Annotated in this window: 21 protein-coding genes; 12 read left to right on the plus strand and 9 right to left on the minus strand. The window is 72.1% G+C overall.

Features of this window, described 5'->3' with window-relative positions:
* The first annotated feature begins 9 nt into the window (after positions 1-9).
* The 7 genes from AB0F10_RS17970 (at position 10) to AB0F10_RS18000 (ending at position 7,305) form a co-directional block, all read left to right on the plus strand.
* On the plus strand, positions 10-1,506 hold the full coding sequence (locus AB0F10_RS17970) for a CoA-acylating methylmalonate-semialdehyde dehydrogenase (protein ID WP_360625608.1): 1,497 nt from the start codon (positions 10-12) through the stop codon (positions 1,504-1,506).
* 56 nt (positions 1,507-1,562) lie between these two features.
* A complete protein-coding gene (locus AB0F10_RS17975) occupies positions 1,563-2,540 on the plus strand; it encodes a substrate-binding domain-containing protein (RefSeq protein ID WP_360625611.1) in 978 nt (325 codons plus the stop codon).
* A 62-nt stretch (positions 2,541-2,602) separates the two neighbouring features.
* Entirely contained in the window at positions 2,603-3,658 is a 1,056-nt protein-coding gene (locus AB0F10_RS17980) for an ABC transporter permease (RefSeq protein ID WP_360625614.1), read from the plus strand.
* Complete coding sequence (locus tag AB0F10_RS17985) at positions 3,655-4,515, plus strand: ATP-binding cassette domain-containing protein (protein WP_360625617.1); 861 nt, start codon at positions 3,655-3,657, stop codon at positions 4,513-4,515. Before AB0F10_RS17980 ends, AB0F10_RS17985 begins: the two co-directional genes overlap by 4 nt.
* A complete protein-coding gene (locus tag AB0F10_RS17990) occupies positions 4,512-5,420 on the plus strand; it encodes a TIM barrel protein (protein ID WP_360625620.1) in 909 nt (302 codons plus the stop codon). Before AB0F10_RS17985 ends, AB0F10_RS17990 begins: the two co-directional genes overlap by 4 nt.
* The gene (locus AB0F10_RS17995; protein ID WP_360625623.1) at positions 5,417-6,445 is read left to right on the plus strand and encodes a Gfo/Idh/MocA family oxidoreductase; all 1,029 of its coding nucleotides are present in this window, start codon (positions 5,417-5,419) and stop codon (positions 6,443-6,445) included. The genes AB0F10_RS17990 and AB0F10_RS17995 overlap by 4 nt, the downstream gene beginning before the upstream one ends.
* A complete protein-coding gene (locus tag AB0F10_RS18000; protein WP_360625626.1) occupies positions 6,442-7,305 on the plus strand; it encodes a sugar phosphate isomerase/epimerase in 864 nt (287 codons plus the stop codon). The genes AB0F10_RS17995 and AB0F10_RS18000 overlap by 4 nt, the downstream gene beginning before the upstream one ends.
* 10 nt (positions 7,306-7,315) lie before the next feature.
* On the opposite strand, the gene AB0F10_RS18005 is transcribed toward AB0F10_RS18000, so the two are convergent.
* From AB0F10_RS18005 to AB0F10_RS18015, 3 genes are all read right to left on the minus strand, one after another.
* The gene (locus AB0F10_RS18005) at positions 7,316-8,188 is read right to left on the minus strand and encodes a phosphotransferase (RefSeq protein ID WP_360625629.1); all 873 of its coding nucleotides are present in this window, start codon (positions 8,186-8,188) and stop codon (positions 7,316-7,318) included.
* Between the two features lie 75 nt (positions 8,189-8,263).
* On the minus strand, positions 8,264-8,776 hold the full coding sequence (locus AB0F10_RS18010; protein ID WP_360625631.1) for a hypothetical protein: 513 nt from the start codon (positions 8,774-8,776) through the stop codon (positions 8,264-8,266).
* Between the two features lie 122 nt (positions 8,777-8,898).
* The gene (locus AB0F10_RS18015; protein ID WP_360625634.1) at positions 8,899-12,756 is read right to left on the minus strand and encodes a helix-turn-helix domain-containing protein; all 3,858 of its coding nucleotides are present in this window, start codon (positions 12,754-12,756) and stop codon (positions 8,899-8,901) included.
* Positions 12,757-13,394: 638 nt separating this feature from the next.
* Between AB0F10_RS18015 and AB0F10_RS18020 the strand changes: the two genes are divergently transcribed.
* Positions 13,395-13,967 (plus strand): histidine phosphatase family protein, encoded by a 573-nt coding sequence (locus tag AB0F10_RS18020; RefSeq protein ID WP_360625636.1) that lies wholly within the window; start codon positions 13,395-13,397, stop codon positions 13,965-13,967.
* 251 nt (positions 13,968-14,218) lie between these two features.
* Here AB0F10_RS18020 and AB0F10_RS18025 read toward each other — a convergent pair whose 3' ends face one another.
* The gene (locus AB0F10_RS18025; RefSeq protein ID WP_360625639.1) at positions 14,219-15,223 is read right to left on the minus strand and encodes a sugar phosphate isomerase/epimerase; all 1,005 of its coding nucleotides are present in this window, start codon (positions 15,221-15,223) and stop codon (positions 14,219-14,221) included.
* Between the two features lie 31 nt (positions 15,224-15,254).
* Entirely contained in the window at positions 15,255-16,421 is a 1,167-nt protein-coding gene (locus tag AB0F10_RS18030; RefSeq protein ID WP_360625642.1) for a Gfo/Idh/MocA family oxidoreductase, read from the minus strand.
* A gap of 120 nt (positions 16,422-16,541) precedes the next feature.
* On the opposite strand from AB0F10_RS18030, the gene AB0F10_RS18035 reads away from it, so the two are divergent.
* The 3 genes from AB0F10_RS18035 (at position 16,542) to AB0F10_RS18045 (ending at position 19,301) form a co-directional block, all read left to right on the plus strand.
* Positions 16,542-17,552: a LacI family DNA-binding transcriptional regulator gene (locus AB0F10_RS18035; protein ID WP_360625645.1), complete on the plus strand. Its 1,011-nt coding sequence runs from the start codon at positions 16,542-16,544 to the stop codon at positions 17,550-17,552.
* A 91-nt stretch (positions 17,553-17,643) separates the two neighbouring features.
* Positions 17,644-18,432 carry a L,D-transpeptidase family protein gene (locus AB0F10_RS18040; RefSeq protein WP_360625649.1) on the plus strand — a complete coding sequence of 263 codons (789 nt, stop codon included), beginning with the start codon at positions 17,644-17,646 and terminating at the stop codon, positions 18,430-18,432.
* A gap of 158 nt (positions 18,433-18,590) precedes the next feature.
* Positions 18,591-19,301 (plus strand): YcnI family protein, encoded by a 711-nt coding sequence (locus AB0F10_RS18045; protein WP_360625652.1) that lies wholly within the window; start codon positions 18,591-18,593, stop codon positions 19,299-19,301.
* Positions 19,302-19,383: 82 nt separating this feature from the next.
* Here AB0F10_RS18045 and AB0F10_RS18050 read toward each other — a convergent pair whose 3' ends face one another.
* From AB0F10_RS18050 to AB0F10_RS18060, 3 genes are read right to left on the minus strand one after another with little or no spacing between them, the layout of a single operon-like run.
* The gene (locus tag AB0F10_RS18050; RefSeq protein ID WP_360625655.1) at positions 19,384-20,016 is read right to left on the minus strand and encodes an SRPBCC family protein; all 633 of its coding nucleotides are present in this window, start codon (positions 20,014-20,016) and stop codon (positions 19,384-19,386) included.
* The gene (locus AB0F10_RS18055; protein WP_360625658.1) at positions 20,009-20,392 is read right to left on the minus strand and encodes a metalloregulator ArsR/SmtB family transcription factor; all 384 of its coding nucleotides are present in this window, start codon (positions 20,390-20,392) and stop codon (positions 20,009-20,011) included. The genes AB0F10_RS18050 and AB0F10_RS18055 overlap by 8 nt, the downstream gene beginning before the upstream one ends.
* A 43-nt stretch (positions 20,393-20,435) precedes the next feature.
* On the minus strand, positions 20,436-20,705 hold the full coding sequence (locus AB0F10_RS18060) for a DUF2277 domain-containing protein (protein ID WP_360625661.1): 270 nt from the start codon (positions 20,703-20,705) through the stop codon (positions 20,436-20,438).
* Between the two features lie 68 nt (positions 20,706-20,773).
* Here AB0F10_RS18060 and AB0F10_RS18065 point away from each other — a divergent pair, with 68 nt between their 5' ends.
* Positions 20,774-22,399: a phospholipid carrier-dependent glycosyltransferase gene (locus AB0F10_RS18065; RefSeq protein ID WP_360625664.1), complete on the plus strand. Its 1,626-nt coding sequence runs from the start codon at positions 20,774-20,776 to the stop codon at positions 22,397-22,399.
* A gap of 4 nt (positions 22,400-22,403) precedes the next feature.
* Here the strand turns inward: AB0F10_RS18065 and AB0F10_RS18070 are convergent, their stop codons facing one another.
* On the minus strand, positions 22,404-23,531 hold the full coding sequence (locus AB0F10_RS18070) for a branched-chain amino acid ABC transporter substrate-binding protein (RefSeq protein WP_360625667.1): 1,128 nt from the start codon (positions 23,529-23,531) through the stop codon (positions 22,404-22,406).
* Positions 23,532-23,580 lie beyond the last annotated feature (49 nt).

Raw genomic sequence — 23,580 nt, forward strand, 5'->3', positions numbered from 1 at the left:
GGACCCGAGTTGACAACCATCGAGCACTGGATCGGCGGCGGGGCCACCGCCGGGGCCGCGACCCGCCGCGGCGCGGTCTACAACCCCGCGACCGGGCAGCGGCAGCACGAGGTGGTGCTGGCCACCGCGGGCGATGTGGCCGCGGCCGTCTCGGCGGCGAAGGCGGCCTTCGCCACCTGGAGCCAGGCGTCGCTGAGCGCCCGCACGAAGATCATGTTCAACTTCCGGGAGCTCGTCAACGCCAACGTCGGGCGGCTCGCGGAGCTCGTCTCGGACGAGCACGGCAAGGTGCTCAGCGACGCGGCCGGCGAGGTGCAGCGCGGCCTCGAGGTGGTCGAGTTCGCCTGCGGCATCCCGCAGCTGCTCAAGGGCGACTACTCGGACCAGGCCTCGACCGGCGTGGACGTGTTCAGCTTCCGGGAGCCCCTGGGGGTCTGCGCCGGCATCACCCCGTTCAACTTCCCGGTGATGGTGCCGATGTGGATGTACCCGGTGGCGATCGCCTGCGGCAACACGTTCGTGCTCAAGCCCAGCGAGCGGGACCCGTCGGCCTCGAACTACATCGCGGACCTGTGGCGCCGGGCCGGGCTGCCGGACGGGGTCTTCAACGTGGTGCACGGCGACCGGGTCGCGGTCGACGCGCTGCTCGAGCACCCCGACGTCGCGGCGGTCTCGTTCGTCGGCTCCACGCCGATCGCGCGTTACCTGCACGGGAAGGCCTCGGCGGCCGGCAAGCGGGTGCAGGCCCTCGGCGGCGCCAAGAACCACGCGATCATCCTGCCGGACGCCGACCTCGAATACGCCGCGAACCACCTGACCGCGGCCGCCTTCGGCTCGGCCGGCGAGCGCTGCATGGCGATCTCCGCGGCGGTCGCGGTCGGCGCCGCCGGTGACCCGCTGACCGACATCCTGACCCGCAAGGCGAACGAGATCGTGGTCGGCTCGGGCCGCGACCCGAAGAGCGAGATGGGCCCGGTGGTCACGGCCGAGGCCCGCGACCGCATCGAGGGGCTCATCGGCACCGGCGAGCGGCAGGGCGCCAAGGTGCTTGTCGACGGCCGCGGCCACAAGGTGCCCGGCTTCGAGGATGGCTTCTTCGTCGGCCCGACGGTCATCGACCAGGTTCAGTCCTCGATGGACGTCTACACCGAGGAGATCTTCGGGCCGGTCCTCTCGGTGGTGCGCGGCGACAGCGTCGAGGCCGCGATCGACCTGATCAACGCCAACCCGTACGGCAACGGCACCGCCATCTTCACCAACAGCGGCGAGGCCGCGCGGCGCTTCCAGCGCGGGGTCCGGGTCGGCATGATCGGGATCAACGTCCCGATCCCGGTGCCGATGGCCTACTACTCCTTCGGCGGCTGGAAGGACTCCCTCTTCGGCGACAGGCACATCCACGGCCCCGAGGGCGTCTCGTTCTACACCCGCGGCAAGGTCGTCACCTCCCGCTGGCCGCACGTCGAGTCCGCGCACGGCGCCAGCATGCACTTCCCGACCGCTTCCTGATCCTTCGCACCGTCCCCCAACCGGAGGCCTCAATGCCCAGGAGATCCGTTCGAACAGTGAGCATCGCGCTCGTCGCCTGCCTCGCGGTGGCCACCGCCGCCTGCAGCAGCCAGGGCGGCAAGCAGGAGGAGGAGAAGAGCTCGGGCGGCGGCGGCACCAACACCGCGGCCGGCCCCAGGCTGAAGATGGCCATGGTGACGCACGCCCCGGCCGGCGACACGTTCTTCGACATCATCCGCAAGGGCGCCGACGCGGCCGCCGGCAACGACAACGTCGAGTACACGTACTCCAACGACGGCGACCCGACCCGCCAGGCCACGCTGATCGAGAACGCGGTCAACTCCCACCCGGACGCGTTGCTGGTCTCGGTGCCGGCGCCGGACGCGCTCAAGGCCGCCATCCAGAAGGCCGTCGCGGCGGGCATCCCGGTCATCGGCTTCAACGCCGGCCGCGAGACGTACCAGCAGTGGGGCGCCACCATGTACTTCGGCCAGGACGAGAGCATCGCGGGCAACGCGGCAGGCGTCCGGCTCAAGCAGGAGAGCGCCGGCAAGGTGCTGTGCGTGATCCAGGCGCAGGGCCAGTCGCAGCTCGAGGCGCGCTGCAACGGCGTGAAGGCCGGCTTCGGCGGCAGCGTCGAGAACATCAACGTCAACGGCACCGACCTGACCTCCGTACGCTCGACGATCGAGTCGAAGCTGCGCCAGGACCCGGCGATCACCCACGTCATCACCCTCGGCGCGCCGTTCGCCCTGACCGCGCTGCAGGCCAAGCAGGCCTCGAACAGCAAGGCCACCATCGTCACCTTCGACACCAACGCCGAGCTCGTCGGCAAGATCGAGTCCGGCGACATCGCCTGGGCGGTCGACCAGCAGCCGTACCTGCAGGGCTACATGGCCGTCGACGCCGCGGCCTTCTACCTCCGCAACGGCAACGTGCTGGGCGGTGGGAAAGAGGTCCTGACCGGACCGGCCTTCATCGACAAGAGCAACATCGCCGCCGTGAGCAAGTACGCCAAGGCGGGTACCCGCTAGCCCGTCGGCGGGGCCAACGGGCGCGACCCGGCGGCCCCGCCACCGCACCGGAGGAGATTCGGATGAGTCAGACCTTGGTGGCGCCGCCCCCGGCGCCCTCGACCGACGAACGGCTCGCACAGAAATCGATGCTCGGGCGGCTGATGGCCAGACCCGAGGTCGGGGCGCTGGCGGGCGCGGTGGTCATCTTCGTGCTGTTCTTCATCGTCGCGCCGCCCTTCCGCGAGGCGCCCTCGCTGGCGACCGTCCTCTACCAGAGCTCCCTGTACGGCATCCCCGCGGTCGGCGTGGCGCTGCTGATGATCGGCGGCGAGTTCGACCTGTCGGCCGGCGTCGCGGTCATCACCTCGTCGCTGGTCGCCTCCATGACGGCATACCAGCTCAGCGTGAACGTCTGGGTCGGCGTGCTGGTGTCGCTGGTGGTGGCGCTCGGCATCGGCCTGCTCAACGGCTACCTGCTGGTCAAGACGCGGCTGCCCAGCTTCCTCGTCACCCTGGCCACGTTCTTCATGCTCACCGGCCTCAACCTGGCCGTCACCAAGATCGTCTCCGGCGGGGTGGCCACCAAGGACATCTCCGACATCGACGGCTTCGACAGCGCGCACGCGTTCTTCGCCTCGGAGACCGTCATCGGCGGGATGAACCTGCGGATCACGCTCTTCTGGTGGGTGGTGTTCGTCGCCGTGGCCACCTGGGTGCTGCTGCGCACCCGTACCGGGAACTGGATCTTCGCCGTGGGCGGCGCCGACGCCAGCGCGCGTGCGGTGGGCGTACCGGTGCGGAAGGTCAAGATCGGGCTGTTCATGACGGTGTCGTTCGTCTGCTGGTTCACCGGCATGCACATCCTGTTCTCGTTCAACACCGTGCAGTCCGGCCAGGGCCCCGGCAACGAGTTCCTCTACATCATCGCGGCGGTCGTCGGCGGCTGCCTGCTCACCGGCGGTTACGGCTCGGCCGTCGGCGCCGCGATCGGCGCCTTCATCTTCGGCATGACCGAGCAGGGCATCGTGCTGGCCGGCTGGGAGGCCGACTGGTTCAAGTTCTTCCTCGGCGCGATGCTGCTCGGCGCGACCCTGCTCAACGTGTACATCCGGCGACGGGCGGAGACCAGGAAATGACGACGGAAGAGAAGGTCGAGACCCCGCTGGTCAAGCTCACCGGCGCGGGCAAGAACTACGGCAACATCAACGCGCTCGGCGGCATCGACCTCGAGGTCGGCGCGTCCGAGGTGACCTGCGTGCTCGGCGACAACGGCGCCGGCAAGTCCACCCTCATCAAGATCATCGCGGGTCTGCATCAGCACTCGTCCGGCACCTACGAGGTGGCCGGCAAGGAGGTCCACTTCAACTCGCCCCGCGAGGCGCTCGAGCTCGGCATCGCCACGGTCTACCAGGACCTCGCCGTGGTGCCGCTGATGCCGGTCTGGCGCAACTTCTTCCTCGGCAACGAGGTGCGCCGGCGCTTCGGCATGGACATCGCGTTCATGCGGCAGACCACCAAGAAGGAACTGCTCGACATGGGCATCGACCTGCGCGACGTCGACCAGCCGATCGGCACCCTCTCCGGCGGCGAGCGCCAGTGCGTCGCCATCAGCCGGGCGGTCTACTTCGGCGCCAAGGTGCTGATCCTCGACGAGCCCACCGCCGCGCTCGGCGTCAAGCAGTCCGGCGTGGTCCTCAAATACATCCTGCAGGCCCGCGAGCGCGGCCTCGGCGTCATCTTCATCACCCACAACCCGCACCACGCGTTCCCCGTCGGCGACCGGTTCCTGCTGCTCAAGCGCGGCCGGCCGCTCGGCTACTACCGCAAGAACGAGATCACCCGCGACGAGCTGACCGCGCTGATGGCCGGCGGCGCGGAGCTCGAGGAGCTCAGCCACGAACTCAGCGCCCAGGAGGGCGCGGTGTCGGCGGCCGCGGCGAAGATGCTGGAGGAAGAAGTGCACGACCTCGGGATCACGGGGAAGACGCCGTGAACCGGTTTCGGCTCGGCAGCTGCCCGGACTCCTGGGGCGTCTGGTTCGCCGACGATCCGCGGCAGACGCCCTGGCAGCGGTTCCTCGACGAGCTCGCCGGGGTCGGCTACCGGTGGCTGGAGCTGGGCCCGTACGGATATCTGCCGACCGACCCGGCGCGGCTGCGCGACGAGCTCGCGTCCCGGGAGCTTCAGGTCTCGGCCGGCACGATGCACGGCTACAGCGCGCTGCACCGCGCGGACGCCTTCCCGGAGATCCTGGAGCGCACCCGGGCCGTCGCCGAGCTGACCGCCGCCATGGGGGCCCGGGACCTGGTCTTCGTGCCGGTGCCCGGCTTCCGCGACGACACCACCGGCGACTACCTGGAGGCCGGGACCCTCGACGACGACGGGTGGAAGACCCTGGTGCGCTCCACCAACGACCTCGGCCGGGTGCTGGCCGAGGACTACGGGGTGCGCCTGCAGTTCCACCACCACGCCGACAGCTACGTCGAGACCCGGCCGCAGATCGACCGGCTGCTCGCCGACACCGACCCCGCGTACGTGTCGATCTGCCTGGACACCGGGCACCTCGCGTACGGGGGAGCGGACGCGGCGCAGCTGATCGCCGACCACCCGGACCGGATCGGCTACCTGCACATCAAGCAGATGGACCCGGCGATCGTGGCCCGGGCGCGGGCCGAGGACCTGGCGTTCGGCCAGGCGGTGGCGCTCGGCGCGAGCTGCGAGCCGCCGGCCGGGATCCCGGACATCCCCTCGGTGGTCCGCGCGCTCGAACAGAGAGGCACGGACACCTTCGTGATCGTCGAGCAGGACATGTACCCCGTCGAATTCGACGTGCCGGCGCCGATCGCGGCCCGCACGTACGCCTATCTCCGCGCCGCCGGAGTCGGAGGGACGTCATGACGCTGCGGGTGGGGGTGATCGGCACCGGCATGATCGGCCGGGACCACATCCGCCGGATGACCACGGTGCTGGCCGGGGTGACGGTCACCGCCGTCACCGACGTCGACGTGGAGACGGCCAAGAAGGTCGCCGAGGGCCTGCCGGGCGCCGTCCTGCACGCCACCGGCGAGGACCTGATCGCCGACCCGGCCGTCGACGCGACCGTCGTCTGCTCGTGGGGGCCGACCCACGAGCAGTACGTCCTCGCGTCCATCGCCGCCGGCAAGCCGGTCTTCTGCGAGAAACCCCTGGCCACGACGCAGGACGCCTGCCTGCGCATCGTCGAGGCCGAGGTCGCGGCCGGCCGGCGGCTGGTGCAGGTCGGCTACATGCGCCGTTACGACGCGGCGTACCGGGCGCTCAAGCGGGTGGTCGACAGCGGCCGGATCGGCACGCCGCTGATGATGCACTGCGCGCACCGCAACGCGGACGTCCCGTCCTTCTACGAGAAGGAGAGCGCGATCACCGACACGGCCGTGCACGAGATCGACATGGTGCGCTGGATGTTCGGCGAGGAGATCATCGCGGCCCGGGTGCTGATACCGCGCAAGAGCCGCAACGGCGGGCCCCTGCAGGACCCGCTCCTGCTGATCCTCGAGATGGCCGGCGGCGCGCTCGTCGACGTCGAGATCTCCGTCAACATCCGGTACGGCTACGACATCCGCGGCGAGGTCGTCGGCGAGGACGGCACGGCGGCGCTGGGCGAGCTCAGCCCGGTGCTGGTCCGCGGCGCCGGACAGGCGGCGACGCCGGTGCCGGTGGACTGGCGGGAACGGTTCCTGCTCGCGTACGACGTGGAGATCCAGGAGTGGATCGACTCGATAGCGGGCGGGGGAGTGCCGCTGGGCCCGAGCGCCTGGGACGGCTACGCGGCGGCGGTGGTCTCCGACTCCGGTGTCGAGGCGCTGCGCGGCGGTTCCCGCGTACCGGTCACCCTCGCGCCCCGGCCCGCGCTGTACGACGCGGCGGTGGGGGTGCCGCGGTGAAGATCGCGCTGGATCCCTACATGCTGCGCCGGGTGCCGCTGCTCTCGCTGCCCCGGGTGGTCGCCGACCTCGGCTATCACCACATCGAGCTGTCGCCGAGGGACGACTTCATGCCGTTCTTCCTGCACCCGCGCGCCTCCTCGGCGGACGTGGCGGCGTTCCGGCGGGAGCTCGCCGCGGCGGAGGTCTCGGTGGCCTCGGTCCTGCCGCTGTACAGGTGGTCGGGCCCGGACGAGGACGAACGCCGCGCGGCGGTCCGGTACTGGAAACGCGCCATCGAGATCACCGTCGACCTCGGCGTGGACGTGATGAACTCGGAGTTCAACGGCCGCCCGGAGTCGTCGGCGGCGAGCGAGGCCCAGTTCTGGCGATCGCTGGAGGAGCTGCTGCCGATCTTCGAGCGCGAGGGCGTCCGGCTGGTCCTGGAGCCGCACCCGGACGACTTCGTCGAGGACGGCATCGAGGCGGTGAACCTGGTCAAGGGGATCAACTCGCCGCTGGTGACGTTCCTGTACTGCGCGCCGCACACCTTCCACCAGGGCGGCGACCTGGCCGCGGTGATGCGCCACGCGGGGCCGCTGCTGACCCACCTGCACATCGCGGACAGCTTCGACCACCGCGGCTCGTCGGGCCTGCGCTACATCGTGAACCCGCCGGGCTCGACGGTCCGCATCCACCAGCACCTGGACATCGGCCAGGGCGAGGTGGAATGGGACCTGTTCTTCCGGACGCTGGCCGAGACGGGTTTCGACGGCATCGCGACCGTCTGCGTCTTCGCCTGGGAGGAACGGGCCGAGGAGAGCTCCCGCTACAACCTCGCCCAGGTCGAGCAGTACCTGTCCAAGTACGCGACGACGTGATGCCGGTGGGTCACGCCAGCCCGGCCCGGGCGTCCGCCAGGCCGGCCTCGTTGCCGGCCTGGCCGTCGATTCCGGTGAGATCACCCGTCGCGATCCGGCGGGCGAAGTAGTCGGCCTGCACCGCCCACCGGAACCGCACAAGCGCCGGCAGGCCGCGCTCGACCTCGGCCGCCGTCACCACCCCCTGATCGAGATAGGCCCGGATCAGGGGGTGCGCGCGGTCCGGGCCGCCGGCGTACATCGCCGCCGACGCCAGGTCGTACAGCAGCGGGCCGGCGACGGCCGTGCTCCAGTCGATCACGCCGCAGACCCCGGTGGCCCGGTCCAGGCGGAACGCCTCCGGGGCCGGATCGGTGTGCAGCAGCCCCCACGACAGGGTCCGCGGATCAAGCTCGTCGTAGGCCGAGACCGCCGCGGCGACGGCGCCCCGGATCCACGGGCGGACGCCCAGGTGCTCGCCGCCCACGTCGACCCAGTGGAACCGTTGCTCGCCGGGGACCGACACGTCGCGCAGCGCCCGGTGCACCCGTGCCAGGGTCGCGCCGATCAGCCGCTGGTCGTCCGTGCCGGAAAGCTCCTCGCCCGGAACCCACGTCAGCAACGCCAGCGGCACCCCGCCGGCGTCGGCGACCCACTCCGCGCGGCGGGTCGGCTCCGGGGCGCCCGCCGGGATCCCCGCGCCCTCGAGCGCCGCCGCGACCGCGAGCCCGGCCGCGAAGCAGCGGCGTGAATCGGGCCGGACGGCCTTGGCGACCCAGCGCCGGTCGCCCTCGCTGACCAGCCAGGTCGCGGAGTTCATCCCGCCGTTGTGCACGTCGATGGTCGCCCTCGAAAGCCCCCACGAGTCCGCGAGGCAGGCGCGCAGTTCGACATCGCCGATCATCCGTGGCAGTCAACCAGCCCCGGGCAAGGGGCGGGGTGGCCGGTCCCGGGCCTCCCCGCCCCTCGTACGGCGGCGTCAGCCGAGCAGCGACCACCACTGGCTGCTGCCGGTGAACCGCTTGACCGGGTTCCCGTTCGTGGAGATCGAGTAGGACGGGGAGCCGCTGTCGGCGTACCCGTTCAGGGTGATCGACTCCATGTTCCAGTTGTCGTCGGTCTGGAACGTGCCGTTGTGCGAGACCATGCGCACCTTGATGCCGGTCACGTTGCAGCTGCTCACGTGCCAGTTGGTGTTCTGGTATGCGAGCTGGTAGCTACGGTTGCTCCAGTTGCCGATCCCGCCCGAGATGTGCTGCAGCTCCACGTCGCCGCCGCCGCGCTGGGTCAGCCACACGGTGACCTCCGAGTTGTCCCGCAGGTCGTCGCCGCCGGTCCCGAGGTTCAGGTAGAAGGCGCGCAGCTCGGCGCAGCCCCCGATGGGACCCGCCTGGGCGGCGGGTGCGGTGACGGCGAGGCCCGCGGTGGCGGCCAGGGCGGCGGTGACGCCGACGATGGTGCGCTTCAGGGCCGATACGGGGTTCTTGACCATTGTGGAGATCCTTTCGTCGCCGGCGTTCGGTGCCGGACGTCTGCCGAAGACAATCCGGCCCGTGAGCCCGTACCGGAAGGCTCGGCGGGGTTGTCCGGACAGGCCCGGACGGGGCCTGGCGGTTATCCGGACGGGGCCGTACGGCACGGCGGCCGGTATCCGATGCCAGGGAAGTGACGCGCCCATTCGGCACGGGTGAGCGTCGGGTAGGCGAGCGCGCAGACGCGGCCGGCCACCCGTTCGAGGCTCAGGTCCCAGGTCCGGACCGTGCCGTCGGCGCCGGCCGTGGCCAGGCGCCGGCCGTCCGAGGTGAAGGCCACGGCGCTGACGGTGGCGGTGTGGCCGGTCAGGGTGGCGATCTTCGCCGGCCGGCGGGGGTCGCCGACGTCCCACAGCCGCACGGTGTGGTCGCCGCTGCTGCTGACCAGCGTCCGGCCGTCCGGGCTGAACCGGACCTCCTCGATGTACGCGGTGTGCCCGGTCAGGGTGGCGAGGGCGGACGGGCGGTTGGGGTCGCTCACGTCCCAGAGCCAGATGGTGCCGTCGTTGGCGCCCGTCGCGAGGATCCGTCCGGCGGGGCTGAACGCGGCGGTGTTGACCGCGTCGGTGTGGCCGGCGAGCGTGCCCGCCTCGACCGGACGGCGGGGGTCCGTCAGGTCCCACAACCGTGCCGTGTGGTCGAGGCTGGCGGTCGCCAGGAGGCGGCCGTCGGTGCTGAAGACGGCCATGTTCAGCGCGTTGGTATGGCTCCTCGCCGAGAACGAGGACAGGGTGACCGGGTGGCGGGCATCGGCGATGTCCCAGAGCCGCACGGCCCGGCTGCGCGCGCCGAGCACCGCCAGCAGACGCCCGTCGGGGCTGCACACGGGCAGCGGGACGTCGCCGGCCAGGCGGTGCGGCACCTGCGACAGCTTCTTGACGTGCCGCGGGTCGTCCAGATCGGACAGCCGCACGGTGGTCGCGTTCGCGGAGACCAGCAGCCGGGAATCCTGGCAGAAGGTCACCGAACCGTCCGTGCGGACGTCGAGCGGGTCGGTCAGCCCGGAGGTTTCACCGGCCGTCCACGCCCGTACCGTAGGGGCCCGGCCGGGGCCGAGCAGCAGCCGGCTGTCGTCCCCGCCGAACTGCAACGGCCGGACCGGGTCCGATTGCCCGGTCGGCGCCGGACCGGTCAGCTCCCACAGCCGTACGGTGTAGTCGTAGCTGCCGGTGGCCAGGGTCTGGCCGTCCGGGCTGAACGCGACCCCGGCGATGGCGTTCGTGTCACCGGGTTCGTCGGCGTGACGGTCGAGGACGGTGATCGGCACCGGCCGGCGGGGATCCGTCACGTTCCACAACCTGGCCGTGGCGTCGCCGCTGCCGGTGGCCAGGGTCCGGCCGTCCGGGCTGTACGCGACCGAGTACACCAGGCCGGTGTGTCCCCTGATCACGCTCGACGAGATGCCGCGGGCGAGGTCCCACAGCCGGGCGGTGTGGTCATAGCTGCCGGTCGCCAGCGTCCGGCCGTCCGGACTGTACGCGATCATGCTCACCACATCGGTGTGCCCGGTCAGCACGCCGGCGCCGGCGGGCCGCCGCGGGTCGGTGACGTCCCAGAGCCGGACATCGCGCTCGTCGCCGCCGGCCAGGGTCCGGCCGTCCGGGCTGAACGCCACGGCGAACCACGCCCGCTTGCCGGGGAGGGTGGCGATCGGCCGGGGGCGCCGCAGATCCGTGACATCCCACAGCCGGATGGTTCGGTCCGAGCTCGCGGTGGCCAGGACGCGGCCGTCCGGGCTGAACGCCGCCTGGTCGACGGACCCGCGATGACCGGCGAGGACGGCGATCCGGGTGACGTTGCCCGGGTCCCGGACGTCCCACAGGCCCACCATGCGATCGGCGCTGGTCGTGACGAGGGTGGCGCTGTCCGGGCTGAACGTCACCGACGACACGTAGTCCGACGCCGCGTCGAGCACGGCCCGCAGCGTCGGGCGGTGCGCGACGCTGGTGTCCCACAGCCGGACGGTCCGGTCGCTGCCGGCGCTGGCGAGCAGCCGCCGGTCGGGGCTGAACTTCACGTCGTGCACGTACCCGGTGTGCCCGGTCAACCGGATCGAGTACGGCGCCGCGAACGAGCTGAGCAGCGCCCCCCGCGCCTCCGGGGTCCGGGCCAGACGGTACGCGGCCAGGCTCAACTGGTTGGCCAGGGCCGGATTGTCGCCGCGGAGCGGGTCGGCCTCCTGGGCGACCTGCCGGGACACCGCCTCGTCCCGCTGCCGGGTGGAGATCCGATCGCTCCGCGCCGCCACCACGGTCATGGTCGTGGCGAGCAGGAACAGCACGGTGAGCGCGGCCACCAGCTGGCGCAGGCGCCGGGTCCGGCGCCGGGCGGCGTGCTGCTCGGCGAGTTCGCGGGCCACCGAGGCGGCCAGGAACTCGCGGGCCACCGGGTTGAGCGCCGGCGCACCGGTGCGCTGCGCCCACTCCCGCGCCACCGCCAGCCGGGCACCCCGGTACAGGGCGGTGTGGCAACGCTGTTCCCGCTGCCAGGTGGTGGCGGCCTCGACGACGTGGCGGCGGGTGAGCATGCCGGCGCGGTCGACCTCCAGCCAATCGCGCAGCAGCGGCCAGGCGGTCAGCAGCGCCTCGTGGCTGAGCTGGACCCGGTCGGCGTCCACCGTGATCAGTCGCTGGGCGACGAAACGGTCGAGCACCTCGGTCACCTGGTCGGTCGAGCCGTCGCATTCGGTGACGAGCTCGGCCCAGTCGCGCCGGCGCCGGGTGTCCGGTGCGTCCGCGGCGATGTGTACGAGGCCGAGGAACACCTGCCGCGCGAGGTGACGCTGGTGCTCGTCGAACTCCGCGTACACCGCGTCGGCGGAGGCCGCCACGGCGCGATCGATGCCGCCGACCTCGCGATAGTCGGAGACGGTGAGCCTGCGGTCGCGGCTGTGCTGCCACGTCGCGAGCAGCGCGTGCGACAGCAGCGGCAGCACGGCGGCATCATGGGCGCGGGTGGAGACCTCTCCGGAGCCGACCTCGGCGAGCAGCAGCTCGACGAGACCGTCCGTCACCTCGACCCCGGCCTTGCGGGCCGGTTCGGTGATCGCGCGCCGCAGCTCCGCGTCCGCCATCGGGGCGACCGTGAGCTGATTGGCGCGTACCGCGGCGACGAGGTCGGGATGCCGCAGCAGCGGAGCGTAGAAGTCGGCCCGGAGCCCGATCACGATCAGGGCCCGCCCCGGCCCGGCCGCGGCGCACAGCGCGGCGACGAAAGCCTGCCGCTGCGTGCCGTCGACGCAGGTGGTGAACGCCTCCTCGAACTGGTCGACCACCAGCAGCAGGCGGTGCGAGCCGGGATCGGCGCGCCGGGCGTAGTCCGCCGCGCGGCCGGGGCAGCCGCGCAGGTCGGCCGCCACGTCCTCGGCCGGCAGCCCGGTCGCGGCGGCGAGCTGGGCCGCGAGCTCGTCCAGCGGCGAACGGCCCGGGGTGAACAACCGCACCGACCAGCCGCCGCCGGCGAGCCTGCCCCCCAGGACCGCGTGGATCAGCCCGGCGCGCAGCAGCGACGACTTCCCCGAGCCGGACGCGCCGACGACGATCTGCATCCCGCCGCCCGCCGCGTACCCGGCAGCGAGCCGATCGATCAGCTCGGCGGTCAGGGCCTCCCGCCCGAAGAACCAGTCCGCGTGCTCGGGTTCGAAGCTCGCCAGGCCCCGGTACGGCTCGGGGCCGAGCGGGCGGGGCCCCGGCGTCTGCCGCAGCCGCTGCCAGACCGCCACCCAGGCGGCAAGCGGTACGGGGTCGGTGACGCCGCACGCCCGCAGCACCTGGACGAGCAGCTCCCGCGAGGCCGCGGCGGGCAGGCCCCGGCCGGCGAACCAGTCGCCGATGGTGCTGTGGTTGCGGTAGCTACCGGTCTGGGCCGCGACCTGACGCACGCTCAGCCCGGCGCCCTGACGTAACAGGGTCAGCTCCCGGCCGAAGTCGTCCCGGGTCACGATCCGATCCGGATCGGCATCCGGTGCGGGCGGCGCCGCGGCCGATGAACCCCTTACTGCCATTCATCCCCCATCCATCCGGCCCGACAACCGCGCCGACGACAGGCCCCCCGGTCGACGCAGGTCGATGCACCTCAGACACGGGGCCGGACACTACCGTGACGCCGCAACGCCCCACAGACCGGTGGCAACCGTGAGTCGCGCTTCATACGCGCAGAGTCGTGGCCAATGTGGAGCGTCGGTTGCTGCCCCGATCGCCCGGTCGCTGTCCCGGTCGGCGAGAATCCACGCGTGGGGATCCTGCACGTCTTCGACATGGACGGGACTCTGCTGCGCGGCTCGACGGCCGGCCTGCAGGTGGCCCGGATGCTCGGCGGCGTCGAGGATCTGGTGGCGCTGGAGGCCCGCTACGGGCTCCCGCGGTCCCGCTGCGTCGCCTACGGCGACTCGATGTCCGACGCGCCGCTGTTCCGCCACCTCGGCGCGACGGTCGCGGTGAACGCCGACGAGCACCTGGACGGCCTCGCGGCGGCGACCTACCACGGCGACGACCTCAGCCGCCGACGCGGATCCGGGTCATCCCGTGCTTCCGTGATCTACCCTGCTCAGCTCCGAACAGATCCGGAGGATGAACGTCGATGGCACGAACCCGGCTTTACCTCGTCCGTCACGGTGAGCAGGATCCGGCCTCCGACCACGCGCCGGAGGGTGGTCTCTCGCGGCTCGGACGCGAGCAGGCGGACAGGCTGGGCCGACGGCTGCGCACGGTGCCCTTCTCGACCATCCACTACAGCCCGCTGACCCGGGCGGCCCAGACCGCGGACGTCGTCGCCGGCCATCTCCCGCGGGTGCCGAAGCATGCCTGCGATCACGCGGCGGACCGAACACCGGTGCCTTCCGCCGAGCGCCGGGGCCTGTACCCGGACCGGTGGCATGCCTGGCTCGACGGCGTGCCCGCCGACGAGCGCGACGAGGACGCGGTCGCCCTGCGGGCCGCGGTCCACCACCTGGGCGTCACCGGCGACGAGGACCGCCACGAACTGCTGATCACCCACAACTTCGTGATCGGCTGGTTCGTCCGCCACGTGCTCGACGCCCCGGACTGGCGTTGGATCGGCCTCGACCAGGCCAACTGCGGCATCACCACCGTGCAGTGGGACTCCGATCGACCACCGGCCCTGCTCAGCTTCAACGACACCGGCCACCTGTAATCCCTGCTGCCTGCCGGGCTGCCGGGCTGCCCGGTTACCCGGCTGCCCGGCCCGTCCGCTCGGCTGCCTGTCTGTCCGGCTGCCTGCCTCGTAGGAGCCGAAGGCGGTGCCGAGGCCCGTCGGCGCCGCCCGGGCCTCGGCCTTCTCCAGGTTGCGGCTGGCGACCGCGACGAACGCGCCCGGGTCGGCCGCCACGACGGTGCGGCCGATCGCGGCGGTCGACGGCAGGCCCCAGCGGACTCGGGCCCTGGTCAGACTCCGGCCCTTTCACCGGCCGCGAGCAGGTTTTCGGCGGCGAGGCGCAGGCCCTCGACCTGGTCGAACTCCTGGTCCTCGTGCTCGATGTTTACCGCCATGCCGGGATCGACGGCGTGCAGGGCCTGCAGGAACGGAACCCAGAAGTCCTCGATGCCGTGGCCGCGACCGACCGCCACGAACTCCCAGGACGGGTTCTGCGGCCACCGGTTGAGGGTGTTGACGCCGCCGAGGTTAACCGGGTTGGCGTCGGCCGGCGTGCGGGTGAACCGGTCGTCGAGCACGCCGTAGAGCTTGACGTTGCCGGGGTTGATGCGGGTGTCCTTGGCCGCCGCGTGGAAGACCAGCTCGCCCAGGTGCTCCACGCAGGCGACCGGGTCCATGCCCTGCCAGAAGAGGTGGCTGGGGTCCAGCTCGGCCCCGACGTGGGTGGCGTTGGTCTGCTCGACGAGGCGTTGCAGCGTCGGCGGGTTGAAGACGAGGTTCTGCGGGTGCATCTCGATGCAGATCTTGACGTCGGCGGCCGCCGCACGGGCGTTGACGTCCTTCCAGAACGGGATCGCCACCTGCTGCCACTGGTAGTCGAGGATGTCGAGATATTGGCTGTCCCACGGGTTGACGACCCAGTTTGCGACGGTGCTGCCCGGGTGCGCGGCGGGCAGGCCGGACATCGCAACGATCCGCTTCACGCCGAGCGCGGCCGCCACGTCGATGGCGCGGTGCAGGTCGGCGGCGTGCCGGGGGCCGACCCGGGGATCCGGGTTGAGCGGGTTGCCGTTGACGTTCAGGCCGGTAAGGGCGATGCCGGCCTGGGCGAAGCGGCCGAGGTAATCCTCGCGGGCCCCGGCGCCGGCCAGGATGTCGTCGATCGGCAGGTGCGGTGCGGGCACGAAGCCGCCCGCGTTGATCTCCGCGCTGTTCAGCCCCAGCTCGCCGAGGATCTTGAGGGTGTCGTCGAGGGAGCGGTCGTGCAGGCAGGCGGTGTAGGCACCGAGCTTCATGCGGGGGACCTTTCCGGGAGCAGGGCCGGGATCAGAGATGGACGGGCTTGTCGGTGGCGGACACGATCGCGTCGAGCACGCGCAGGTTGTGCAGCCCGTGCGCCAGGTCGGGGCACGGCGGGAGCTGCTCGATGCCGGCGATCTGGTCGAGGAAGCTGCGGGCCTGGAACACGAAGAAGTCGTTCTGCCCGTGGCCGACGGTGGGGAAGTCCATGGGCAGGCCCCGGGCGATGTATGGATGCCAGGGCCCGATGTAGACCTGCCGGGCACCGTTGACCTCCTGCTCGGGACCGCCGTCGACGATGCTGAACTCGGCCGGGCGGGTCAGGTCGAACGACGCGGTCCCGTTTTCGCAGAACAGGTCGAGGCGCAGGGAATTGGCATGCCCGAAGGCCACCCGGGACAGCGAGAACGTGCCGAGCGTGCCGCCGTCATACGTCGTGGTGAAGGTGCAGATGTCCTCGTTTTCCACGGCGACCCGCTCATCGCTGACCTTGACGCCGCCGGAGTGTCCGACGGCCACCCCGAGCGGCTTCGGCCGGGAGGTGATCAGCGTGCTGAGTGCTGTGCCCTGGACGCCGGTGGTCGGGCCGCAGAAGAACTCGGCGAGGTCGACGAGGTGGCTGCCGATGTCGGCGAGCACGCCGGAGCCCGGACCGCCGAGGTAGCGCCAGCTCATCGGGCGCTGCGGATCGAATCCGTAGTCGGTCCAGTAGTTGCCGACGAGGTGCCGCACCCGGCCCAGCCCGCCGCGCAGGATCTGCTCGCGGATGGCGTTGATGGCGGGGGAGCGGCGGAAGGTGAAGCCGACCGCGGCGACGAGGTCGGTGGCCGCGGCGGCGTCGGCCATGGCCTGGGCGTCGGCGACGCTCGGCGCGAGCGGCTTCTCGCAGAGGACGTGTTTGCCGGCGGCCAGCGCCGCCTCGACGATCTCGCGGTGCAGGTTGTTGGCGACGGCGACGCTGACCGCGTCGACGTCGGGCGCGTCGATGACGGCGCGCCAGTCGGTCTCGGCGCGGGAGTAGCCGTAGCGCCGGGCGGTGTCGGCCGCGAAGGGCTCGTGCACGTCGGCGATGGCGACGAGGCGCGGCGCCGGGCCGGCCTCGAAGACGGTGGCGGCGTTGCGGTAGGCGTTGGCGTGTGCGCGGCCGACCATGCCGGCACCGATGACGGCCACGCCGAGGGACGGATGTGCCATGTGCGAGGACCTCCGGCTGAGGGGAGCGGAGTTCGGGTCGGGGCTCTTAAAGCGCTTTAACTTCGAGTACTATCCGAGTCGATCTCGTTGGGTGTCAAGGGTGTCAGCGGAGGTTCTGTAGTGGATCAAAGGCCCCGGCTCGATGACGTCGCCGCCCGCGTCGGCGTCTCCACCGCCTCGGTCTCGCTGGTGTTGCGTGGCGCGCCCGGCCCGAGCGCGGAGACCCGGCGCCGCGTGCTCGAGGCGGCCGCCGAGCTGGGCTATCGTGCCGACCGCACGGCGAGCCTGCTGGCCCGCAGGCGGCGGCACCTGCTCGGCGTCATGCTCGACATCCGCAGCGCCTTCCACGCCGAGCTGGTGGAGGAGATCCAGGCCGAGGCCGACCGGGTCGGCTACGAGGTGGTGCTCTCCACGCTCACCCGGCACCGCGACGAGAGCCGGGCGGTGGAGACGCTGCTCGACTTCCGCTGCGAGGCGCTGCTCCTGCTCGGCCCGGACGCGGCCGATCAGCGCCTCGCCGCGCTCGCGGCTCAGGTCCCGGTGGTGTCGATCGGCCGTCGCGTCGCCGCCGGCGACGTCGACGTGGTCCGCACGGCCGATCACATAGGGGTGTCGGAGGCGCTTGACCATCTGATCGGTTTCGGCCATCGGCGCATCGCCTTCGTGGACGGGGGCCGCGGCGTGGTCGCCGCCGCACGGCGGCGCGGATACCGCGACGGCATGCGCCGCGCGGGGCTCGCCGGCGAGATCAGGATCGTGCCCGGTGACCACACCGAGGAGGGCGGCATGCGCGCGGGCCGGCAACTGGCGGCGGGCCGCGACCGGCCGTCGGCCGTCGTGGCCTCCAACGACCGCTGCGCCGTCGGCCTCATGGACGCGTTCCTGCGCGCCGGCCTGGCCGTCCCGGGAGAGATCTCGATCATCGGGTACGACGACAGCACGCTCGCGCGCCTCGCCCACATCGACCTGACGACGGTCAACCAGGACCCGGCGGCGCAGGCCGCGCACGCGGTGCTCGCCGCGGTGCAGCGGCTGGACGAGGGCCGCAAGCAGCGGATGGAGGTGGTGCTCAACCCGCGCCTGGTCTTGCGGGCGAGCACCGCCCGGGTGGTGCCCGAGGGCGCGTCGTGACCGGGCGGGCCGGCCGGATCAATTCCTTCAATTCGGTAACGGCGGGTGAAGTCGGGCACGTGTCGGGGCCCGCTGTCAATAGCGTGGGCGGATGCGCTGGAGGTGGGCCTGTCTGACCGTTCTCGCCGCGTCCGCCCTGGCGGTACCGGTGCCGTCCGCTGGGGTCTGGCTGCGTGTCCCGGCGCGCCCGGTGGTTCTCACGATTCCGCGGGCCGTGCCGGCGCCCGCGGGGCTGCCGGTGATCGACTACCTGACGGGGCCGCGGGGCCTGCCGGCGGATTCGGGCCCGCTGTCCACCACGGGCCTGCATCCCGACCGGAACGTCGTCGTCTACGACGCACCGGGCGGCCGGCCGCGGGCCGTCCTGCCTCCGGCCATCGGCGGGCTGCAGGTGGTCCTGCCTGTCGTCTCGCGGCAATCCGGCTGGGTGGCGGTGCTGATGCCGACGGCGAACCGGCGGATGGGCTGGCTGCCGCCGCACGGGTGGTCCTCCCGGCCGCTGCATGACCACCTGGTGGTGCGGCGCGGTGCGCACGAACTGACCTGGTTCCGCGACGGCGTACGGCAGGCCGGCTGGACCGTCGCCACGGGCGCGAAGGCGACGCCGACGCCGCTGGGACGCACCTTCGTGCTGGGCGCGACGGGCACGCGCGGCTCTGCCTACGCGGGGCTGGATGCCCTGGTGCTCGGCTCGGTGCCCGAGGACAGGGGCGCGGTCGCGTGGTCCCTGCGCGGCGCGCACACGGGGGTGCACGGCTGGTACGACGAGAACGCGTTCGGCCGCAGCGTCTCCAACGGGTGCATCCGGATGCCGGCGGCGGGTCAGCGCAAGCTGCTGCGCAACATCGCACCGGGAACCCCCGTCACCGTCGTCGACTGAACCCCCCACCCGGCGGTCGAGAGTCGGCAGTGGGTGGCGGCACACCGCCGCCGGCCGGCCACTTGGGGCGTACGAAATCGGTCGGAACTTTTGTGGGACGGGTAGCGACCAATGACCGTGCCCGGCGCCCCGGCCGGGTTTGATCCGGAAGGTTTTCGATGTCCCTGTTGAAGCGTTCGGCCGTGGTGGCCGGGATGGTCGCCGCGTTCACCCTCGCCCTCGCGGTGCCCGCGTCAGCGCACGTCACGGTGAATCCGAACACGGCCGTCCAGGGTGGTTACACCAAGGTCACTTTCCGGGTTCCGAACGAGACCGACAACGCCAACACCGTCAAGGTCGAGGTCAACCTGCCCATCGACACCCCGTTCGCGTCCGTGTCGCTCAAGCCGGTCGCCGGGTGGAGCATGGTGGCCGAGAAGGCGAAGCTGGCCAAGCCCATCGACGCGCACGGCACGCAGATCAACGAGGCCGTCGCGAAGATCACCTGGACCGCGACCGGGGACGCCGCGATCAAGCCGGGGCAGTTCCAGGAGTTCGACGTCTCGCTCGGGCCGCTGCCGGAGGTGCCGCGGGTGGTCTTCAAGGCGCTGCAGACCTACTCCGACGGCACCGTGGTGCGCTGGATCGACGAGCCCACCACCGACGGCACCGAGCCGGAGAAGCCCGCGCCCGTGCTGACGCTCACCGCCGGCTCCGGCGACGCGCACGCCGCCGCGAGTGCGCCGGCGAAGGCCGCGCCGGCGGAGACCGAGGGCGACGGCAACGGGACCTGGGCCGGGCTGGTCGCCATCGCGCTCGGGCTGGTCGCCCTGGTGCTCGCGCTGCTGGCGTACCGCCGTGCCGGGGCCGCCCCGGCGAAGGCGGAGTGACCGACGAGCAGGTGACCGGGCGGGCGCCGGCCGCGGCGTTCGTCCGGGCGACCCGGTCGGCGGGCTTAGCGAGGGCGCCGGGTCAGTCTCCGGCGTAGGCCGCGTAGGTGCGGTCGGCGCGCTCGCGGGCGGTGACCGGGTCGGTGCCGTCCGCGATCGCCTCCGCGGCCCAGGCGTCGCTGCTCAGCCGCGAGAACCGCTTGCCTTCGTCGGAGACGATCCAGGCCATCGCGTCCTTGGGATCCAGGGCCGAGCCGGGGTCCGCCAGGTGCATGGCCAGTCCGTGCAGGGCCATGTCCCAGCCGATGCCGGTCGCGCCGGGGCCGAACTTGTCCCAGAACTCCTGCGCGACGTGCGCGACGTGTTCGAGCTCGAAGCGGGTCCGGCCGTCGCCCTCCGGGGTCAGGCGCACCTCGATCCAGCTGACGTCGCCGCCGTATTCCCAGGTGGCGGCGTAGCCGTGCGGTGCGTCGCAGCGCGAGATGGTGCCGCCGGCGTGGCCCTCGAGCTGGTACTTGCCGCCCTCGCGCAGCTCGCCCGAGACCGGCATGAACCAGCGGGGAATCCGCTCGGCGCTGGTGACCGCGTCCCACAGGTCGTCGATGCCGGTGTCGTAGACCTGGCTGATCGTCGAGATGCGGGCCTCGCCGGCCTCCAGCTGCCGGGCGCCGACGGTCCGGCGGACCGAATTGATCTGCTGCTGCACGTCAGGCATCGTGGTGTCCTTCGTCGGAGGAGTCGATGGGGTCGGCCGGGTCGGCGGCGAGGTGGCGCCGGCGTTTTCCGCGGGCGACCTCGGTCGCGAGGGCCGCGAGGTGTGGTGTCCAGAATCGCCGGAACCGCCCCAGCCACGCGTCCGCCTCGCGCAGCGCGCTGTCGTCGACCGCGTAGAGGCGCCGGGTGCCGTCCGGGCGCACGGTCGCGAAGCCGTTCTCCCGCAGCACCCTCAGGTGCTGGGAGACGGCGGGCTGGGTGATGCCGAACTCGGCCCGGATGATCTCGGTGACGGCGCCGGAGGTCTGCTCGCCGTCGGCGAGCAGCTCCAGGATCCGCCGGCGCACCGGGTCGCCGAGCACGTCGAACGCATGCACAGCCGCAGGCTATCAGTGCACTCTTATATAAGCAAAATCTAATTCAGGAGGCGTACCGCTTGGCGGCGCGTTCCCTCGCCTTGGCGGCCTCGACCTCGCGGTCCTTCGGCGGCGCGGTGGTCACCAGCGCCTCCAGCAGCGTGGCGGTGGCCGCCGCGACCGCGGCGACCGCCAGGTCGAAGGCCTCGGCGTTGCGCTGCGACGGCTGGGTGGTGCCGGCCACCTTGCGCACGTACTGCAGGGCGGCGGCCTGCACCTCGTCCGGGGTGGCGGGCGGCTCGAAGTTGTGCAACTGACGAATGTTTCGGCACATGCCATCGAGCCTAACCGGGCGGTACCGTGGCTTGGCCGGTGCCGCACGGGTCCGGATAGGTTCTCGGAGTGACCGTGGATCTAGAGGAACCGCCGACCGTCGCGCCGCCGCCCCCGCGGCCGCGCCGCCGCCCCCGCTGGCTGATTCCGCTGCTCGTCGTGGTGCTGCTCGGTCAGATGGCGGTCGCCATGGTGGTCACGGCGGTGCAGCAGACCCCGACCATCGACGAGCCGGTGTACGTCGGCACCGCGGTCACCTACCTGGAGCAGCGCAGCCTGCGCTACAACCCCGAGCACCCGCCGCTGGGCAAGATGATCATCGCGGCCGGGGTGGCGTTCGCGCACCCGCATCTCGATCCGGCGTTCCGGGGCTACCAGGGCGAGCTCGGGCGGCACGTGCTCTACGAGGCCGGCAACGACCCGTACGAGTTGATGTTCCTGGCCCGGCTGCCGATGATCATCCTCACGCTGCTCTTCGGGCTGGTGGCGTTCGCGTTCGCCCGCGACCTGGTGGGCCCGCTCGGCGGGCTGCTGGCGCTGACGCTGTACACCTTCTCGCCCGACGTGATCGCGCACGGGTCGCTCGCCACGCTCGACGTACCGGCGGCCGGGTTTCTGCTGACCGCGCTGTGGCTGTCGTGGCGGGCGCGGGCGCGCCCGTACCTGTATCTTCCGCTCGCCGGGGTCGCGCTCGGCGCGGCCCTGGCCACCCGGATGAGCGCGCTGCCGATGGTCCCGGTGGTGATGCTGCTGGCCTTCCTGGCGCTCAGGCGCCTGCGCGGGGTGGCCGCCGCGGTCGGGGTGGCGGTCATCGCGTTCGCCGTCATCTGGGTGGCCTACCTGATCGTCGACCCGCGGCTGGGGTGGGTGGAGCCGACCGGGATGCCCGTCGTGTCGGGGCTGCGCGGGCTGGTCGTCGACCTGCTGCCGGTGCCGGAGCCCTACCGCGACGGCCTGCGGATCCAGTTCGCCTTCGAGGACAAGGCGTTCCGCGGCTTCCTGTTCGGGCACCTCTACCGGGGTTCGCTCTGGTATTACCTGCCCGCCGCGCTGCTGGTGAAGACCCCGATCGGGATGATGCTGCTCTGGCTCGCCGGCACCGTGTCGATGCTGACCGTGCGCCGGCTGCGCGTGGCGGCGCTCTACCTGGTCCTGCCGGCCGGGCTGCTGCTCGCGGTCGCGATGACCGGCGCGCGCGACTACGGCACCCGGTACGCGATCTTCATGCCGATCTTCGGGGCCGTGGTCGCGGCGGCCGTGGTCGCCGTCAAATGGCGCTGGGCGCGGGTGAGCGCCGCGGCACTGGCGCTGTTCGTCGCGGTGAGCTCGCTGCGGACGTTCCCGTACTACCTGCCGTACTCGAACGAGGCGTTCGGCGGGCCGTCGGCGACCCACCTGCGGCTGCACGACTCGAACGTCGACTGGGGGCAGGACCTGGGGCGGCTCGCCGACCGGCTGCGCGAGCGCTACCCCGGCGAGCGGGTCTGGCTGGTCTACCGGGGCTCCGGCTCGCCGGCCGCCTACGGCATCACCGCGACCAGCCCGTACCGGGTGCCCGCCGACCAGGTGCACGGGCTGCTGGTGGTCTCGGACAGCTCGGTGGCGAAGGCCGGCACCGCGCTCAAGGCGCTGATCGCCTCCAGCGGGGAGCCGATCGACGAGGTCGGCCACTCGATCACCATCTACCGCCGCTGAGCGCTCAGCCGGCGGACGTCACCAGGGTGAACCCGTCGCCGTGCGCCTTCAGCAGCAGGAACTTCGCGTCGCGGCGGGAGCCGTCGGCGTTGAAGCTCATCCGGCCCGACAGCGTGGTCAGGTCCGTGGTGCTGATCGCCTTGCGGATCGCCTCGGGGTCGAGGCTGCCGGCCCGCCTGATCGCGTCCAGCGCCACGTTCACGGCGTCGTACGCCTCGACCGTCGACGGGCCGGGCGGGGTGCCGGCCGCGGCGCGGTAGCGGGCGGACCACTGCGCCAGCTCCGGCATGAACGCCGGTACGAGCAGGGCGGTGCCGTACACCTCCCGGCGCTGGGCGGCCGGCAGGTTCTGCAGCAGCGGGCCGTCCGTCGCGCCGTCACCGACGACGATCCTGCCCTTGAAGCCCCGGACGCGCAGGTCCTTGATCAGCTGGTTGGCCTCGCCGTAGTAGCCGGTGTAGTAGACGATGTCGGCCCCGTCGGCGAGCACCGACCCCGCGATCCGGGAGTAGCTCGACGCGCCCTGGCTGAGTTCCAGATCACCGGTGACGGCGAGGCCGCCGGCGTGCTTCGCCGCGGCGACCGTCGACTCGGCCAGGGTGACCGGGAAGCTGGTGCCGTCGTGCACGACCGCCAGCCGCTTGGCGCCGGTCCGCTTCATCCAGTCGACGGCGAACCTGGCCTCGGCCGCGACCGTGCCGCAGACCAGGAAGACGTTGTCGTACTTCGGCGCGAGCAGGTCCGTCGAGTTGGACTGCGCCACGATCATCGGCACCTGCGCCGCCCGGAAGGACTTCAGGGTCGGCACGGTCGCGCTGCTGCAGTAGCTGCCGACCGAGACCGAGATGCCCTTGTTGATCAGTGTGCGGGCGGCGGTGACCGCGGTGCCCGGGTCGCAGGCGTCGTCCTCGACGAGCAGCTCGACCTGGCGGCCCAGCACGCCGCCGGCCGCGTTGGCCTCGCTGACCGCCATCTTCGCCGCGGCGACCATCGCCTCGCCCGAGGGGCTGTTGCGACCGGAGAGCGGCACGAGCGTGCCGAGGCGGATGACCTCCGGCGCGTCGGTGCGGGCGGTGTCACCGGCCTGGTCCGCGCCGCCGCACCCCGCCAGGGCGGCCATCACGACTGCCACCGCGGCAGTGGAAAACAACTGTCGGCTGCGCATGGAACTCCCCGTCTTT

Origin of the sequence: Actinoplanes sp. NPDC026623, assembly GCF_040638275.1 — a bacterium.
In the GTDB taxonomy this organism is placed as follows: Bacteria; Actinomycetota; Actinomycetes; order Mycobacteriales; family Micromonosporaceae; genus Actinoplanes.